This is a genomic window from Faecalimicrobium sp. JNUCC 81 (genome assembly GCF_053667625.1).
This window is the reverse complement of the sequence record NZ_CM132203.1, coordinates 3,528,364-3,545,596: the sequence shown is the minus strand read 5'-3', so window position 1 is coordinate 3,545,596 and position 17,233 is coordinate 3,528,364. Positions and strand designations below refer to the sequence as shown.

Below are 17,233 nucleotides of genomic sequence, written 5' to 3'. Positions count from 1 at the left end.
AAAATGAAATTTTATAAATATAGAGGTAATAGGATAAGAGCCAGTGATAAATCACTGGTTTTTCGTTTTTCAATAAGTATATTGCCAATTATATTTATTATATTATTGACAGTTCTTAATGTGAAACAGATTGCAGAAATAAACTGGAAAAATATAAACTTGTTTTTAGAGAATGGGTTATCACTTTCATTTACAACTTATAACATATTAACCATAGTATTAGCGATTAGTATTTGTTTATTAGTCGCTTATTTATATTATCACTATAAATATGATAAATTTAAACAATTAATTCATCGTCAAAAACTAGCAAGAATGATATTAGAAAATAAATGGTATGAATCTGAGTCAATTAAAGATAATAGCTTCTTTAAAGACTTGAATTCTAATAAACAGAAAGAAAAAATAGTATATTTTCCTAAAATGTATTATGAATTAAAGGATGGATTAATTTATATTAAAGTTGAAATAACGTTAGGGAAATATCAGGATCAATTATTAAATTTAGAAAAGAAGTTAGAGTCTGGTTTATATTGTGAACTTGTTTCTAAAGAGCTAAAAAATTCCTATATTGAGTATGTTTTATTATATGATACTATTGCAAATAGAATATCAATTGATGAAGTTAAAGTTAGCAATGGAAGTTTAAAACTTATGAAGTCTGTATATTGGGAGTTTGATAAATTACCACATATGCTAATTGCAGGAGGAACTGGAGGGGGAAAGACATATTTTATACTTACAATTATTGAATCATTATTAAGTACAGATTCTATACTATATGTTTTAGATCCTAAAAATGCTGATCTTGCTGATTTAAAAACAGTAATGCCAAATGTCTATTATAAAAAAGACGATATGATATCATGTATAAATAACTTCTATGATGAAATGATGGAACGTAGTGAAGTTATGAAAACTATGGATAATTATAAGACAGGAGAAAACTATGCTTATCTTGGATTGCCGGCTAATTTTTTAATATTTGATGAGTATGTTGCTTTTATGGAAATGTTAGGATCTAAAGAAAATACTGCTGTTTTAAATAAACTAAAGAAAATAGTAATGCTTGGTAGACAGGCAGGTTTTTTTCTTATATTAGCTTGTCAACGTCCAGATGCAAAGTATCTTGGAGATGGTATTAGGGATCAGTTTAATTTTAGAGTAGCACTTGGGAGGATGTCTGAACTTGGATATAATATGATGTTTGGTGAATCAAATAAAAATTTTTTCTTAAAACAAATTAAAGGGAGAGGGTATGTTGATGTAGGTACAAATGTTATAAGTGAGTTTTATACTCCATTAGTACCAAAAGGACATGATTTTTTAGAGGAGATAGGTAAAATTATAAAAAGCAGGCAGATAGAGAAATCGTCGTGCGAAGCGAAAGACGAGATCTCGAACTAGCCTGCTTTTGGTATGGCTTTGCCATACCAATATACATTAGCCCCCGGTATCTAACAGGGGGGCACAAATAGACTGAAAATAATTAAATAGGTAAGTAGAACCAAGGAGTAGAAGATTAAATAGTAGTTGTCAGATTTTAAGAAAATCAGACAGCTATTTTTATTGGAGGAATTGAAATGAATAAAGGTATATCATTTAGTGAACTTTTACAAAACAAAAGACTTGCATATGGAATTTCTCAAAATAAATTAGCGGTTATAAGTGGAGTTCCAAGACAATATATTAGCGATGTGGAAAATGGAAAGATTTTACCTGATGAATGTAAGCAGAAGTATATAATTAATGAGCTAGAAAAATTAAATCCAGAATCACCACTTACAATGATGATTGACTATATAAGGATAAGATTTCCTACAACAGATGTAAAGCATATTGTTGATAATATATTGAGATTAAAGATTGAATATATGATTCATGAAGATTATGGATTTTATTCCTATTCAGAACATTATGTTATAGGTAATATATTTATTTTAGTATCTCAAGATATAGAAAAAGGAGTTTTAATAGAACTAAAGGGGCAAGGGTGTAGACAGTTTGAAAATTTCTTATTAGCTCAACATAGATCATGGTATGACTTTTTATTAGATGCGTTAATGGTTGGAGGTGTAATTAAAAGAATTGATCTAGCTATAAATGATATGACAGGGATACTAGATATAAAAAATCTAACTAAGAAATGTAACAATGAAGAATGTATATCAGTATTCCGTAGCTTTAAATCTTATAGGTCAGGAGAGTTAGTAAGAAAGGATGAGAAAATTGGGATGGGTAATACACTGTATATTGGTTCATTGAAGAGTGAAGTATACTTTTGTATATATGAAAAGGACTATGAACAATATATCAAGCTAGATATTCCAATGGATGATGCAAAGATAAAAAATAGATTTGAAATAAGGTTAAAAAATGAGAGAGCATATCATGCAGTAGTAGATTTATTAGCTAATAGAGATGCAGAAAAAACAGCGTTTTCAATCATTAATAGATATATTCGTTTTGTAGATAAAGAAGATGATAAAAGTAGGAGTGAGTGGAAAATTAATAATCATTGGAGCTATTTCATAGGTGAAGGTAGAGAAAAATTAAAATTAACAACTAATCCAGAACCATATAGTATTCAGAGAACACTAAATTGGCTATCAAGACAAGTTGCACCTACTTTAAAAACTATTAAGAGATTAGATAATATAAATAATACAACAGTAATGGAGGAATTAATAAGAAATGCAGAATTAACAGAACGACATAAAAAAATAATTGAACAAAATTCAGTAAACGTTGAGGAGATTATTTATGAGTAAAGGAATATAAGTTTTAAGGATTATAGATAGTAGATGAAATAAAAAATTATAGATTAGAGGGAGAAGAAATATGAATTTTGGACAAAATTTATATAATTGGTTTTTATCAAATGCACAGTCGTTGGTATTAATGGCTATAGTTATAATAGGTGTATATCTTGGATTTAAGAGAGAGTTTTCAAAACTTATAGGATTTTTAGTAGTTGCATTAATTGCGGTAGGACTTGTATTTAATGCAGGAGGAGTTAAAGATATATTACTTAAATTATTTAATAAAATTATAGGAGTATAACTTGATTAAATAATAATTATATGAATTGTTAATATTCTTTTTGATATTTATATTGGATGATATAATTAATATAGTATATAGAATTAAGGGGGAAGAGAAATAAAATATGAAAAATTTATTAATTGGAAATGGTATTAATATACAATATGATAATGTTAATTATACAACTAAAAATATAGTATTAAGAATATTAACTAACCTGGACAACCCGAATTATCCAGTTGATTATATTGTAGATGAGCCTATTTTATTAAAAAATTATATTGGACAACTTTTTTTATTTGCTAGAGAAATTATTAACGATGAATTTGATGAGTTTATAAATTGTAGTGCAGAGAAAAAAGCTTTAGAAGATTTTAAGCAAAGGTATAAAGAAAAAAAGAATTCATTAAGAATTGCTGATATTGGATTTGAAGATTATTATTTAATACATGATTTAGTTTGTCATAAGTATGGCATTGTTAATCCAGAGCAATATATAGTTAGAGAAGCAATGAAAATGGCATACTTCCATTCAATTTATAATGAGGGGAAATTAAATCTACTGTATAAAAGTTATAGTGATAATTTAAAAAAATATATTTCAGATTTTGATAATATTTTTACTACTAACTATGATAGTAATATTGAAAGTGCTACCGGAAAAAGCATATATCATATTCATGGACAATTTGATAGGTTAAGTGAAGTATATAATCCAGATTCTTTACGTAATAATCTTGGAGATAATCAATTAGAAGGAATACCTAATGATTATAAATATATGTATCTACATTCTACTGCGTTATCAACATATTGTGGAGACTATAAGCAATATCAAATAAATCAAAATTCTATAGCAAATTCAGCTATGGATAAAATGTTAAAAGGATATTTAACAAATGAATCTTTACGCAATGATATTGATAGTTGGGAAAATGAAGGTAATAAATTATTAGCTAATTTAACTAGGGCGATTAAAGTTAAAACTATAAATCCAGAATTAAAGTTTCAAGAGGACTATTCTATTGAGGAGTTTAGAAATATAACAGGTAAACTTACTATTTTAGGGTTATCTCCATATAATGATTATCATTTATTTGAAATTATTGATAATTCAAATATAGATGAGTGTACTTATTTTTATTTTGATGAGTCGGATTGTGATAGGATTGAATCATTACTTTTAAAGCTTAAATCAGAGGGGAAACTGTACTTTAAGAGTGTCAAAGAGTTTTGGAGGGAGATGTAAATGGGAAAAATAAAGTATATTAGAGTAACAACGAATAATTTAAATAGTGTAATTCAACCTTGTAAAATACTATCTCAAAGTTTAGAAGATATAGATATTATAATAAAGCAATTTAATTCTTTAACATCAAATCAAAGATCGGATATAATTAGAGAACATATAAAAAGAGAAGATTTATTAAAAGAGCAAATTACAACACAAGACAAGGATATGTATTTAACATGCTCTATGGTTAATTTTAATATTATTGCGTCAGAATATGATATAGATCCAGCAACAGTATGTATGTGTATATCTAAAATATGTAAAGTAAATGAGAAGATACTAGTGGTATAAGAATTTTAAAAAATTAAAAGATACTAAATTATTAAATTTATAAAAAAACAGTTAATTCTTAAGAGTTAACTGTTTTTTTATTATCAAAAGGATGTGAAAATACTATGGAAGAAATGAGAGTATATATTGCAAACTTAGGAAAATACAATGAAGGTGAATTAGTTGGAGATTGGTTTACACCACCGATTGATTGGGATGACTTGAAGGAACGTATAGGGTTAAATAGTGAATATGAGGAATATGCAATTCATGACTGGGAATTGCCTTTTGATATAAGTGAATATACTTCAATAGAAGATATCAACCGCTTATGTTCTATGGCAGAGGAATTAGAATCTATGGATATAGGAGAGGCATTACGTGATATTCAAAATGCTTTCTTCTCAAGTTTTCAAGAATTATATGATAACAAAGATGATATAATTTGTTACCCAGAATGTGATGATATGACTGATGTTGCGTATTACCTTATTGATGAATGTGGATCTTTAGGTGAAATACCATCATCAATACAAAGCTATATTGATTATGAAGCATATGGTCGTGATTTAGAGATAAATGGTAGCTTTGTAATAACTAATCATGGGGTATTTGAGTATGCAAATTAAAATAATTTAGATATACGTTAGTATTGAATTATGGCATTTGAGATAGATTAAGTGTCGTTTGCGAAATATAATTCTGTAGTAAGAAATTTTATTATAATATAAAGAAAAATAAATAATAATTATTAAGCATTGGAGAATTTATAAAAAGTGATGAAATATGAATAAAAATCATAAGAGAATAGTTAAATATATAGTCAAGAACTTAGATTTAGATAATAAATATATTATTAAATTAGATGAAAAGAGTATAGTTATTATTGATGGAAATATTACTTTGTATTTTACAATTAAAAATAATGAAGTAGTATTTTTAAGTCCATTAAAAAACATTTTTTTATCACAATAACTTAAATTTATTAAATAGCTGTTTCTGAGAATTTATTTGTGGACTTGTGATTCCTAGTAATACCTTCCAGGGTAACTCATAAATAAAATTCTTTTTATAAAATAAAGGGCTTTCTTAAAAAGAAGGCTCTTATTTTTTATTTTTAATTCAGATGTATAAATTTATTTTATACAAAAGAATGGAGGAATCAATATGAAAAAGATTAAGTCATATACAGGAATTTGGAATGTAGAGAAAGTTATATATGCAATAAATGATTTTCAACTTCCATTTCCAGTTACTTTTACCCAAATGACATGGTTTGTAATAATGTTACTTTTAGTTATATTATTTGGAAATTTACCACCATTATCTATGATAGAAGGAGCATTTTTAAAGTACTTTGGAATACCAGTTTTTATAACTTGGTTTATGTCTCAAAAGACTTTTGATGGAAAGAAACCATATGGATTTTTAAAGTCAATAATCTTATATGTATTTAGATCTAAAATAACATATGCAGGAAAAAGAATTAATTTAAAAAATAAAACTATTGATGAAAATATAACTATAGTAAGGAGTGAATTATATGTTCCCGATCAAATATATAGAAAATAATCTTGTACTTAATAAGGAGGGAGAATGTTTTGCATATTATGAATTAATACCATATAACTATTCATTCTTATCAGCAGAACAAAAATTTATTGTACATGATAATTTTAGGCAGTTAATATCTCAAAATAGAAATGGAAAAATTCATGCACTTCAAATTGCAACAGAAAGTTCTATAAGATCTACACAAGAAAGGTCAAAGAAAAATATCACAGGAAAATTAAAAGAAATTGCTTACGAAAAAATAGATGAGCAAACAGAAGCACTTGTTTCTATAATTGGCGATAATCAAATTGATTATCGCTTTTTTATTGGATTTAAGCTTTTAGTTACAGAAGAAGAAATGAATATAAAGAATATAAAAAAGTCAGTATTAGCTAATCTATCAGATTTTATATATGATGTTAATAATAAATTGATGGGTGATTTTGTTAGTATAAACAATGATGAAATTATGAGATTTTCAAAAATGGAAAAGTTATTAGAAAATAAAATCTCAAGAAGATTCAAAGTTAGAAGGCTAGATAAAAATGATTTTGGCTATTTAATTGAACATAATTATGGAAGGAAAGGTACAGTATTTGAAGATTATCAATACCATTTACCTATAAAGAAACTTAAAAGAGAAGCATTAGTAAAAAAATACGATCTTATAAAACCAACTAGATGTCTTATAGAAGAAAAACAAAGATACTTAAAAATTGTACATGAGGATTCAGAAAGTTTTGTAGCTTATTTTACTATTGAAAGTATTATTGGAGAAATGGATTTTCCATCTAGTGAGATATTTTATTATCAGCAACAACAGTTTACATTTCCTATTGATACTAGTATGAATGTGGAAATTGTAACAAATAAAAAAGCTTTAACTACAGTTAGAAATAAGAAAAAAGAGTTAAAAGATTTAGATAATCATGCTTGGCAGGCAGGAAATGAAACAGGAACAAATGTGGTAGAGGCATTAGATGCTGTAAATGAGCTTGAAAACAATTTAGATCAAACAAAAGAATCAATGTATAAGTTAAGTTATGTAATTAGAGTATCAGCAGATAGCATTGATGAATTAAAACGCCGTTGTGATGAGGTTAAGGATTTTTATGATGATATAAATGTAAAGTTAGTACGTCCCATGGGAGATATGATAGGATTTCATAATGAATTTATACCTTCAAGCAAAAGATATATAAATGATTATATTCAATATGTAACTAGTGATTTTCTAGCAGGATTAGGATTTGGAGCAACTCAACAACTTGGAGAAAATGAAGGAATATATATTGGATATAGTTTAGATACAGGAAGGAATGTGTATCTGAAACCATCCCTTGCAAGTCAAGGAGTAAAAGGTTCTGTAACTAATGCATTGGCAGCAGCATTTTTAGGTTCATTGGGAGGGGGGAAATCTTTTGCTAATAACTTACTTGTTTACTATACAGTATTGTTTGGAGGGCAAGCTGTTTTGGTAGATCCAAAAGCTGAACGTGGTAAATGGAAAGAAAATTTACCAGATATATCTCATGAAATAAATATTGTTAATTTAACAAGCGATATAGAAAATAAGGGAATGTTAGATCCGTATGTAATTATGAAAGAAGTAAAAGATAGTGAAAGTTTAGCTATTGATATATTAACTTTTCTTACAGGAATAAGTAGTCGTGATGGAGAGAAGTTTCCTATACTTAGAAAAGCAATAAGAAATGTTACTCAGAGTAAATGCAGAGGTCTTTTAAAAGTAATAGATGAACTAAGAAAAGATAATTCTCAAATATCAAATAATATTGCAGATCATATTGAAAGTTTTACAGATTATGATTTTGCACAATTACTTTTCTCAGATGGAAATATTAAAGGCTCAATTAATCTAGAAAAACAAATGAATATAATACAAGTTGCGGATCTTGTTTTACCGGATAAAGATACTTCTTTTGAAGAATATACAACCATGGAAAGTCTTTCAGTAGCTATGTTGATAGTAATTAGTACTTTTGCATTAGATTTTATACATTCAGATAGAAGTATTTTTAAAATAGTAGATTTAGATGAAGCTTGGACATTCCTTAATGTAGCACAAGGAAAAACTTTATCTAATAAATTAGTTAGAGCAGGGCGTGCTATGAATGCAGGAGTGTATTTTGTTACTCAAAATGCAGGTGATGTATCAGATGAAAATTTAAAAAATAATATTGGATTAAAATTTGCATTTAGAAGTACAGATACTAATGAGATTAAGAAAACACTTGAATTTTTCGGAGTTGATAAGGAAGATGAGAACAATCAAAAAAGGTTAAGAGAGTTAGAGAATGGACAGTGTTTAATACAAGATTTATATGGAAGAGTTGGAGTAATACAAATACATCCAGTCTTTCAAGAACTCCTTACTGCATTTGATACAAGACCACCTATAAGAAAAGAGGTGGATTAATGAAATCTAGGGTGTTTAGAAATTTAAGCTGGATAACTGTTTTAATAGTAATAATTGTACTATTTTTTATCTATATAAGTGAATCTGTAGCTTACGCAGAAGGACTAGTAGATGAAACTGTAAATTCAAATAATATATATTCAATGTATCCTATAGGAAATTATCAGCTTGATTTTTATGTTGATAATTCTTGGGGGTGGCTACCTTGGAATTGGACTGATGGAATAGGTAAATCAGTACAGTATGGGTTATATTGCATAACAAATTTTATTTGGATAATCAGCTTATATCTATCAAATGCAACTGGATACGTTGTTCAAGAAGCATATAAATTAGATTTTATTAATGATATGGCAGATTCAATAGGTGAGAGTATGCAAACAATTGCTGGAATCAATCAAAGTGGAATATCTAATAGTGGCTTTTATATAGGTTTTCTACTTTTATTTGTTTTGATTCTTGGAATTTACGTAGCATATACAGGATTGATTAAAAAAGAAACTAGTAAGGCAATTAATTCTGTTATTAATTTCGTTGTGATATTTATAATATCTGCATCGTTTATTGCTTATGCTCCTGAGTATATTAAAAAAGTAAATGATTTTTCTTCTGATATTAGTAAAGCTGCTTTAAATTTGGGAACGAAAATTGTAACTTCTAATTCAAATAGTGAAGGAAAAGATAGTATAAATCTAATTAGAGATAATTTATTTTCTATACAAGTACAACAACCATGGATGTTATTACAATATGGAGATTCTAATATAGAAGAAGTTGGTAGAGATAGGGTAAAGAGCTTACTTTCTACAAATCCAAGTGAAGACGATGGAAAAAAACGAGAGGAAATAGTTAAAACTGAAATAGAAGAGAAACATAATAATAATTTGACCATAACAGAAGTTATGAGTAGATTAGGTAAGGTATTTTTTCTACTTATATTTAATATAGGAATAACCATTTTTATCTTTTTATTAGTATCTATGATGATATTTTCACAGATACTTTTTATTATTTTCGCTATATTTTTACCATTAAGTTTTTTACTATCTATGATACCTTCATATGAAAGTATTGGAAGACAGGCAATTGTAAAGTTATTCAATACTATAATGATGAGAGCTGGAATAACTCTTATTATAACTATAGCGTTTAGTATATCAACAATGTTTTACACAATATCCACAGATTATCCCTTCTTTATGATTGCATTTTTACAGATAGTAACATTTGCAGGAATTTATATGAAGTTAGGAGATATTATGGGGATGTTTAGCTTACACTCAGGGGATAGTCAGAATATGAGTAGTCGTATGTTTAGAAAACCATATAGAACAATGAGAAATAAGAGTAAAAATATACAGCGTCATATAAGTAAGGCTTTAATATCTAGAGGAAAAGATAAAGAAAAATTACCATCTAACATAAATAATCCACAAAGGAATGCAAATAATACACAAAAAAGAACTGGTTATTCACACAGTAGAGAGAATTATGATAAATCAGTTAGCAAAGAAAGTTTTTCAAAACGTATTGGAAATACTGTTGGAGCATTTATGGATACAAAGAAAAATATATCCGATAAATCAAAACAAGTTAAAGAAAATATACAGGATATACCTGTGCAGGCTAAATATGTAGTTAATAATACAAAAGAAAAAGGTAAAGATAATATATCTGATTTTAAAAGAGGTATCGTAGAAGAAAAAGAAAAACGTCAACAAGATAGAAATAAAAAGCAGCAAAATCATAGAGAGACTATAGCTCAAAAAAGAGCTAAGCTAGGAAATACAGTAGAAGCTAAAGAGAAAAAATCTACAGATGACAAAAATATAGATTGTCACTCAGATTCAAAATATAAACCTTCAATTAGTTCTGAAAGAGTGAAAAAGAAAAAAGGAGAAAATATTAGACCAACGGTCTCAGAAAAAATAGGTGATAAGAAAGACAGAGAAAAAAGTAATTCTATAAATAAAATAGAAAGATCTACAGAGAAACCTATTCATAAAGAAAGAGAGATTGTAAATCAAAGCGAAGAACTATCTAATAAAGTTGAAAATAATCAAGATGGAAAAGTAAAAAACAGTAAAACTATAAAAATAGAACGACATAATATCAATTCTAATTCTAAAGATTCTAAGTATAATCACATAGATATTAAAGAGAGAAAAATAAAAAATAAATCTAATTTTACTCCTGAGAATAAGGTGAGAAAACAATGAAAATAAAGCTGATAACTATTTTTATTAGTATATTCTTATTTATATTTGGAGTAATATTACTGTTTTTACCTTTAATATCAGATGAAAATCATAACGGAGGTATGAATCAAAATATAATTGGAATGAATTTATCACCAGAAGTTCTAAAATTTAAGCCTATGGTTGAAAGATATGCTAAGAAATATGATGTTCAAGAGTATATAAATTACCTACTTGCTATTATGCAAGTTGAATCAGGTGGAACTTTAGTTGATGTTATGCAATCTTCAGAATCACTAGGGCTTCCACCAAATACTTTAGAAACAGAAGAATCAATAGAACAAGGATGTAGGTACTTTTCAAATCTTTTAAAGACATCAAAAGAAAAAGGATGTGATATTAATTCAACTATACAAGCATATAACTATGGATTTGGATATTTAAACTATATTCAAAGTAATGGAAAATTTCATAATTATAATTTATCAGAAAATTTTGCGAAAAATATGGCACAAGGAGTTAAAGTAACTTATACCAATCCAATAGCTGTTGCTAAAAATGGTGGTTGGAGATATAAATATGGAAATCAATTTTACGTAGAATTAGTACTTCAATATATTGGGACAAGTGAATTTAATGATGAAACAGTTCAAATAATTATAAATGAAGCATTGAAGTATAAAGGTTGGAAATATGTATTTGGAGGAGATAATCCAAATACTTCTTTTGATTGTAGCGGATTAACTCAATGGTGTTTTAAAAAAGCAGGAATAAATTTACCAAGAACAGCACAACAACAATATGATATTATGCAACATATTACACTAGATCAAGCAAAACCAGGAGATTTAGTGTTTTTTCATGGTACATATAATGCTGGAACTTATGTAACTCATGTTGGAATATATGTTGGAAATAACAAAATGTATCATGCAGGAGATCCTATTGGATATGCAGACTTAACAGAGAGCTATTGGCAGAAGCATTTAATCGGAGCTGGAAGGATAAAAAAATAGATGGGGTGAAAATATGTTAAGAAAAAAAGAGAAAAAATATAAGGAAAAGGAGATACCAGTTATAAGGTTAGGTACAAATAAAAAGTCTGTAATTGTTTTATGGATTATTTTAATTTTAAGTATAACATTTGGTGTTTATAAAAACTTTACTGCAATAGATAAACATACTATCCACGAAAAGAAGATTATTGAACAGAAAATTATAGATACAAATGGCATTGAAAATTTTGTGAAAAACTTTGCTAAAGAATATTATTCATGGGAAAATAACAAAGAATCTATTGAAAGAAGAACAGTTAAAATTAATGAGTATCTTACAAAAGAATTGCAGGAACTAAATAAAGATACAATAAGAAATGACATTCCAACAAGTTCTAGTATAAAAGATGTTCAGATATGGAGTGTAAATCAAATTAAAGAAAATGAATTTGAAGTTAAATATTCTGTGGAACAAGCTATAAAAGAAGGAGAAGAAATAAAAGACATTACTTCTTCGTATGAAATTGTAGTTAAAACAGATAACATTGGAAATCTGATAATTATAAAAAATCCTACATTATCAAAAATGCTAGAAAAATTAAATTATGAAACCAAAAAAGAAGAAACAGATAGTACAATAGAACAAAAAACAATTAAAGAAATTACAGAATTTTTAAATACATTCTTTAAGTTATATCCTACTGCATCTAAAAATGAATTAGAGTACTATGTAAAAGGAGAAGCACTTAAACCTATAAAAGGAGAATATATCTTTTCAGAACTAGTAAATCCTATTTTCACAAAAGAAGGAAAAAATATAAAAGTATCAACATGCGTAAAATATATAGACCCAATAACAAAAGCAATTCAGATTTCACAATATGAATTTATTTTAGCTAAAGATGAGAATTGGAATATAATAAAATAGATGAAAGAGTATTCCATACAGTGTGAATTTGTATGGAATACTCTTCTTGTATTTAAGAATATCTTGAATGATAAGTTAGTTAAATTTTATTCTGAACAATAAAAATCTTTATAGACAGAATCATTATAGGGTATAAATCTTTCTTTTAATCTATCTAATATTATTTTTCCTCGAAGATATACATAGACTTCATAATCTGTATCAATATATTTATTTAATATTCTAGCTGAACTTCTTTTGCTTATAGAATCTATGTTAGAGAATACTCTAAGATTTTTATAATTAACAAAATCTATTTGTAACATACCTTCTTTAAAACCAGTACTTAGTTTTGCTTTTCCAAAGAATATTCTATTTTTATCAAATTCAAATTTAGATTGTATATCAACAAATAACTCATCTAAGCTTAACAGTTCATTGTCAATCATAATAAGCTCTTTATTATGATCAACATCGTTATCATTATACAATTCAACAAAGCTATCTAAAGAATAGAGGTTTCTACATTCTTTTCTAGTTTTAGTTGTATCACTTGATGTTTTTTTATGAGACTTATTTATTAGATCATTTTCACTAATATTATGTTCACATATATCTGTTTTCACTTTATTCACAGATTTTGTCATTTTTATTAAGCCATTTTTGGCTATAGTATTTTTAGCACTATTCTTTTCTAGAATTATTTGATTTTTTTCTTCCGATGGAGAAATTTCAGAACAACCAATGATATGTAGTTCAGTATTACTAGAAGGTCTAAAATAATACTTTTTACCATTTGTTTTTCCCCAGTTTGAACAGGTTAATCCAATTTGACAGTTTTTATCAGGACATCGAAATTCTCTTTTATCAATTAGTTCATTTTTAGAAGCTAATTGGCTTGCTTTTTTAGCTGTTATATTAATTCCCTTTTCTATGCTATATGCTCGTTCTGACATTTTCATCCTCCTATATTGTTAAATAATAAAATATAGATATTTAGTAACTATATAATTAAATACACTATTCCATATATGAAAACTAAGTATAGTGTAGATAAAAATATAGCATGTTATACTATTTTAGATTTATGAAGTAGAATAGATAGATTATAAATTAATTATAAATCAACTATAAATTAATTTAAATAGAGTTTATTAAGTTATATAATCAAGGTAAAAGAGATAAGGGGATAACTCAATAATGATTAATATAAACTGGAAAGTATTTGAGACAAAACATCCTAAAGCTACTGATGCATTTGAAAGTTTATGCTATTTTTTATTCTACCGTAAATGGATTAAATGAAGGAATTCGTACTGATTTTAATCAGGTTGGTATTGAAACAGAGCCTATAAAGCATGCAGACGGTAAGTACTATGGATTTCAATCAAAAAATTTGGATGACAATAGTAGAATGTTTAAAAAATAAAAATTCAAAGAGTGCTATTGTAAAATATTTATTGGAGAGTGGCGGTGGACATGATGGCTTCAATGAATTGATAAAAATATATGGATATCTAGGAAATAAAGAAATTTGTATTAGGTAATTTGAAAAAATGCTAGCCTGCATTCAATTCTTATCATGTTAAAATATATTTTTATATTAAGTGCTATAAAGTAAATTGTAGAATATAAATTATGATTAAAAACGTTTATCTTACTTTGAGGGGTGTTTAAGCAATTATATGTACAAGGTCATATTAATATAATAAAATAATCTTCTATTAATAATAAAAAATAAATATTTAGTTAGCGTAGATAGAAGGGAGAATTATATGCAATTAAAGCTTTCGACTGATTATGCAATACGTATTGTTCTATATTTAGCTATGAAAAATAATGCGGTTTCAGCAAATGAGTTATCAGAAAAACTAGGAATTGACCAAGAATATACACTTAGGTTTTGCAAGAAACTGAAAGATGCTGAAATAGTAAATATACATGATTATAATAATGAAATTTCTTTATCAAAGAGTCCAAATCAAGTTACAATGTTTGATATTATTAATACTATGGAAAATACTACAAAAATAAATCTTTGTTTAGAAGAGGATGAATACTGTAGCCGTTTTGCAACTGACACATGTCCTGTAAGACGTTTTTATTGTGGATTGCAAAGTAGTATTGAAATTTCTTTAAAGAAGACGACAATACAGGATTTATTAGAGTAATGTTATTAAGAAAATAAATAGAAGTTTTGCAATTTACATATTTTTAGTTAAGAAATTATGTAAGAAAAAGCGCTATATTACATTAAATTATTGTAGTATAGCGCTTTTAATTTATAAGAGGATATTTTAGTTTAAATAGGATATTTAAACTTATAGGTGTTGTTTGAGAATATAAAAGTGCTGTTTGGTAATAAAAAGATAAAAATACGAGCTAGAGTGTATTATTATTTTAGAGGATTAGTACTTAGTTTTATTTTTGTAAATAAGCTTATGCAGTGGAGGGAATAAATGGTAAGGAATTATATAGTTAAGGAAGATTACGATAAGTCGTATAAGGATAAAAATAATTTTGTATGGAAGTATTATTCAAATAAAAAGATGAAACAATTATTCTCCAAAGATTATAAGAAAAAAATAAAAGTAATTGGAGAAGTAATAACCAATGATGACTATAAACAAGACATCATGACATATGAGGAAAATGAATTAAGCATAGGGAATATAGGGACGAGTAGGAAGTTAAATAGAAAAGTTGTTGGGTATATAGAATGTGGTGAAAATGAGTATGTTGCTATAGTAAAAAGTAATTTGATGATGTTTATTATAATATTACTATCTATATTGGCAATAATGTTTGCACTAATTGGGGGAAAAAATTCTGGACCTAAATTAGATAGTAGTGCAAAAGACTATGTAGCAAATATACAAAGACCAGCTGATTGGGATTCAAGTAAAATAGCAATACCAGGATTTAATGAAATTAAGGCTAAATCTGGTGAAGGAGCTGCTTATGTTGCTTTATGGAATCCGATGGATAATCCAGTATATTTTGAGTATGATATAATCATGGATCAAACAGGAGAAAGTATATTAAAAACAGATTTAATTCCACCTGGTAAAGCAGTTACAAAACTGCCGCTGAGTAAGAGTCTTAAGCCTGGAACATATGATATAACCCTTAATGTAAATACATATTCATTAGATGACCATACAGAACAAATGAATGGTGGGCAAGTAAAAACAAAGTTAGTAATTGTAGAGTAATTATATAAAATTAAATAAAAGTTTTGGATAAAGTACATAGTTTAATTTCTATGTACTTTATTTTATAGTAAATAATAATTATTTATAGAAAGAGGAGATAACATGAAATCTAGGATTAATAGAAGAGAACAGAAATTAGAAAGAAAAAGAACACATATATTGATAAGTTTTATGATTACTACCATATTGTTAAGAATTTTTATTATGTTTATCGTTAAGATACCATCTGAATCTATGATGCCGACATTAAATGTAAATGATAGATTAATAGCTACTAAAGTATATAATCCAGAAAAATTAAAACGAGGAGATATTGTTATTTTTTATTCCAAAGAAGAAGACGAGTTAATGATAAAGAGGTTAATTGGAATTCCGGGAGATAGAATATCTATAGAGAATGGTGTTGTAAGTATAAATGATGAGCAAATAAGTGAAAATTATATTAAAGAAAAGGACGAGTTTACTGGTAAATATAAGGTACCTAGAGGAGAATATTTTTTCTTAGGGGATAATAGGAAAAAATCATATGATTCAAGAAAATGGAGAAATCCATTTATTAAGGGAGAAGATATTAAGGGTAAGGCTATTTTAAAGGTATATCCTTTCAAGAATTTTGGTGTCTTAAAATAATGAAAAATATATAAATATGTCGTTTGCGGTAGAAAAGATGTCGTTTATCAAAAAATAAGAAATAGATGTATAAAATTAATATAATAAACTAGAAAAGAAAATATTTATATTTCAAGGAGGAGAATTAATTATGAATAAGAAAATTTTTAGTTTATTAGCAGTAGGTGCTATAACAACATCAATGTTATCAGGAGTAGTTGCTTCAGCAGCAGAGGGAAGTAAGGATATAAATGTTACATATAACAACCAAACTGTAATAGTTGATCCAGATAATCCAGGGGCACCTGAATGGCAAGTTGCAATACCTTCAGGTATAAACTTTACAGAAGATAAGAAAACTGCTGATGTAGGAATAGAGTTACAAAATCCAGATGGAACAGAATATTCAGGTGCAACTATTAATGTAGATGTATCAGTAGCATCTAAAAATGGATATGAGTTGAAAAAAGGAGCTTCTACAGTAGGATATAAAGTAGCATATGGAAGTAAAACGATGGCAAAAGGTACAGCAAAAGAGCTTATAACTACATTAAGTGATACAGTTAAAGCACAAGATGGACAAGCTAGATTAAGTGATGATGTAGCAACAGTATTAGGTACTCATACAGATACATTAACTTACACTGTTGAGAAGCAATAATTTTTAATATAATGTAGATAATTTTTATTGAAATAGGATGGTGGAAAT

18 protein-coding genes are annotated in these 17,233 nt (G+C 26.9%); 17 read left to right on the top strand and 1 reads right to left on the bottom strand.

The features are described from left to right. Nucleotides 1-3: 3 nt before the first annotated feature. The 12 genes from JNUCC81_RS17400 to JNUCC81_RS17345 all read left to right on the top strand — a co-directional run bounded on the left by JNUCC81_RS17400 (nucleotide 4) and on the right by JNUCC81_RS17345 (nucleotide 12,721). Nucleotides 4-1,407 carry an FtsK/SpoIIIE domain-containing protein gene (locus tag JNUCC81_RS17400; RefSeq protein ID WP_454094619.1) on the top strand — a complete coding sequence of 468 codons (1,404 nt, stop codon included), beginning with the start codon at nucleotides 4-6 and terminating at the stop codon, nucleotides 1,405-1,407. A 176-nt stretch (nucleotides 1,408-1,583) separates the two neighbouring features. Beyond that, on the top strand, nucleotides 1,584-2,771 hold the full coding sequence (gene mobT, locus JNUCC81_RS17395; protein WP_454094618.1) for a MobT family relaxase: 1,188 nt from the start codon (nucleotides 1,584-1,586) through the stop codon (nucleotides 2,769-2,771). A 70-nt stretch (nucleotides 2,772-2,841) separates the two neighbouring features. After that, nucleotides 2,842-3,063: a hypothetical protein gene (locus tag JNUCC81_RS17390; RefSeq protein WP_454094617.1), complete on the top strand. Its 222-nt coding sequence runs from the start codon at nucleotides 2,842-2,844 to the stop codon at nucleotides 3,061-3,063. Nucleotides 3,064-3,169: 106 nt separating this feature from the next. Then, nucleotides 3,170-4,294 carry a hypothetical protein gene (locus tag JNUCC81_RS17385; protein ID WP_454094616.1) on the top strand — a complete coding sequence of 375 codons (1,125 nt, stop codon included), beginning with the start codon at nucleotides 3,170-3,172 and terminating at the stop codon, nucleotides 4,292-4,294. Then, nucleotides 4,295-4,630 carry a hypothetical protein gene (locus JNUCC81_RS17380; protein ID WP_454094615.1) on the top strand — a complete coding sequence of 112 codons (336 nt, stop codon included), beginning with the start codon at nucleotides 4,295-4,297 and terminating at the stop codon, nucleotides 4,628-4,630. A gap of 104 nt (nucleotides 4,631-4,734) precedes the next feature. After that, entirely contained in the window at nucleotides 4,735-5,238 is a 504-nt protein-coding gene (locus tag JNUCC81_RS17375; RefSeq protein WP_454094614.1) for an antirestriction protein ArdA, read from the top strand. A 157-nt stretch (nucleotides 5,239-5,395) separates the two neighbouring features. Continuing rightward, nucleotides 5,396-5,584 carry a hypothetical protein gene (locus JNUCC81_RS17370; RefSeq protein WP_454094613.1) on the top strand — a complete coding sequence of 63 codons (189 nt, stop codon included), beginning with the start codon at nucleotides 5,396-5,398 and terminating at the stop codon, nucleotides 5,582-5,584. A 192-nt stretch (nucleotides 5,585-5,776) separates the two neighbouring features. After that, nucleotides 5,777-6,181, top strand: a complete 405-nt coding sequence (locus JNUCC81_RS17365; protein ID WP_454094612.1) for a conjugal transfer protein — start codon at nucleotides 5,777-5,779, stop codon at nucleotides 6,179-6,181. Next, nucleotides 6,153-8,600 carry a conjugal transfer ATPase TcpF gene (tcpF, locus tag JNUCC81_RS17360; RefSeq protein WP_454094611.1) on the top strand — a complete coding sequence of 816 codons (2,448 nt, stop codon included), beginning with the start codon at nucleotides 6,153-6,155 and terminating at the stop codon, nucleotides 8,598-8,600. The genes JNUCC81_RS17365 and tcpF overlap by 29 nt, the downstream gene beginning before the upstream one ends. Beyond that, nucleotides 8,600-10,819 carry a CD3337/EF1877 family mobilome membrane protein gene (locus tag JNUCC81_RS17355; RefSeq protein WP_454094610.1) on the top strand — a complete coding sequence of 740 codons (2,220 nt, stop codon included), beginning with the start codon at nucleotides 8,600-8,602 and terminating at the stop codon, nucleotides 10,817-10,819. Before tcpF ends, JNUCC81_RS17355 begins: the two co-directional genes overlap by 1 nt. Continuing rightward, on the top strand, nucleotides 10,816-11,814 hold the full coding sequence (locus JNUCC81_RS17350) for a bifunctional lytic transglycosylase/C40 family peptidase (protein ID WP_454094609.1): 999 nt from the start codon (nucleotides 10,816-10,818) through the stop codon (nucleotides 11,812-11,814). Before JNUCC81_RS17355 ends, JNUCC81_RS17350 begins: the two co-directional genes overlap by 4 nt. A gap of 13 nt (nucleotides 11,815-11,827) precedes the next feature. Further along, nucleotides 11,828-12,721: a conjugal transfer protein gene (locus JNUCC81_RS17345; protein ID WP_454094608.1), complete on the top strand. Its 894-nt coding sequence runs from the start codon at nucleotides 11,828-11,830 to the stop codon at nucleotides 12,719-12,721. Nucleotides 12,722-12,807: 86 nt separating this feature from the next. Here the strand turns inward: JNUCC81_RS17345 and JNUCC81_RS17340 are convergent, their stop codons facing one another. Beyond that, nucleotides 12,808-13,656, bottom strand: a complete 849-nt coding sequence (locus JNUCC81_RS17340; protein ID WP_454094607.1) for a hypothetical protein — start codon at nucleotides 13,654-13,656, stop codon at nucleotides 12,808-12,810. Nucleotides 13,657-13,925: 269 nt separating this feature from the next. Here JNUCC81_RS17340 and JNUCC81_RS17335 point away from each other — a divergent pair, with 269 nt between their 5' ends. The 5 genes from JNUCC81_RS17335 (at nucleotide 13,926) to JNUCC81_RS17315 (ending at nucleotide 17,185) form a co-directional block, all read left to right on the top strand. Further along, nucleotides 13,926-14,129, top strand: coding sequence for a hypothetical protein (locus JNUCC81_RS17335; RefSeq protein ID WP_454094606.1), 204 nt, complete (start codon nucleotides 13,926-13,928; stop codon nucleotides 14,127-14,129). A 346-nt stretch (nucleotides 14,130-14,475) separates the two neighbouring features. Further along, the gene (locus JNUCC81_RS17330) at nucleotides 14,476-14,871 is read left to right on the top strand and encodes an RrF2 family transcriptional regulator (protein ID WP_454094605.1); all 396 of its coding nucleotides are present in this window, start codon (nucleotides 14,476-14,478) and stop codon (nucleotides 14,869-14,871) included. A 288-nt stretch (nucleotides 14,872-15,159) separates the two neighbouring features. Then, on the top strand, nucleotides 15,160-15,915 hold the full coding sequence (locus JNUCC81_RS17325; protein ID WP_454094604.1) for a hypothetical protein: 756 nt from the start codon (nucleotides 15,160-15,162) through the stop codon (nucleotides 15,913-15,915). 102 nt (nucleotides 15,916-16,017) lie between these two features. Continuing rightward, nucleotides 16,018-16,545, top strand: coding sequence for a signal peptidase I (lepB, locus tag JNUCC81_RS17320; RefSeq protein ID WP_454094603.1), 528 nt, complete (start codon nucleotides 16,018-16,020; stop codon nucleotides 16,543-16,545). Between the two features lie 130 nt (nucleotides 16,546-16,675). Continuing rightward, the gene (locus tag JNUCC81_RS17315) at nucleotides 16,676-17,185 is read left to right on the top strand and encodes a hypothetical protein (protein WP_454094602.1); all 510 of its coding nucleotides are present in this window, start codon (nucleotides 16,676-16,678) and stop codon (nucleotides 17,183-17,185) included. The last annotated feature ends 48 nt before the right edge of the window (nucleotides 17,186-17,233 follow it).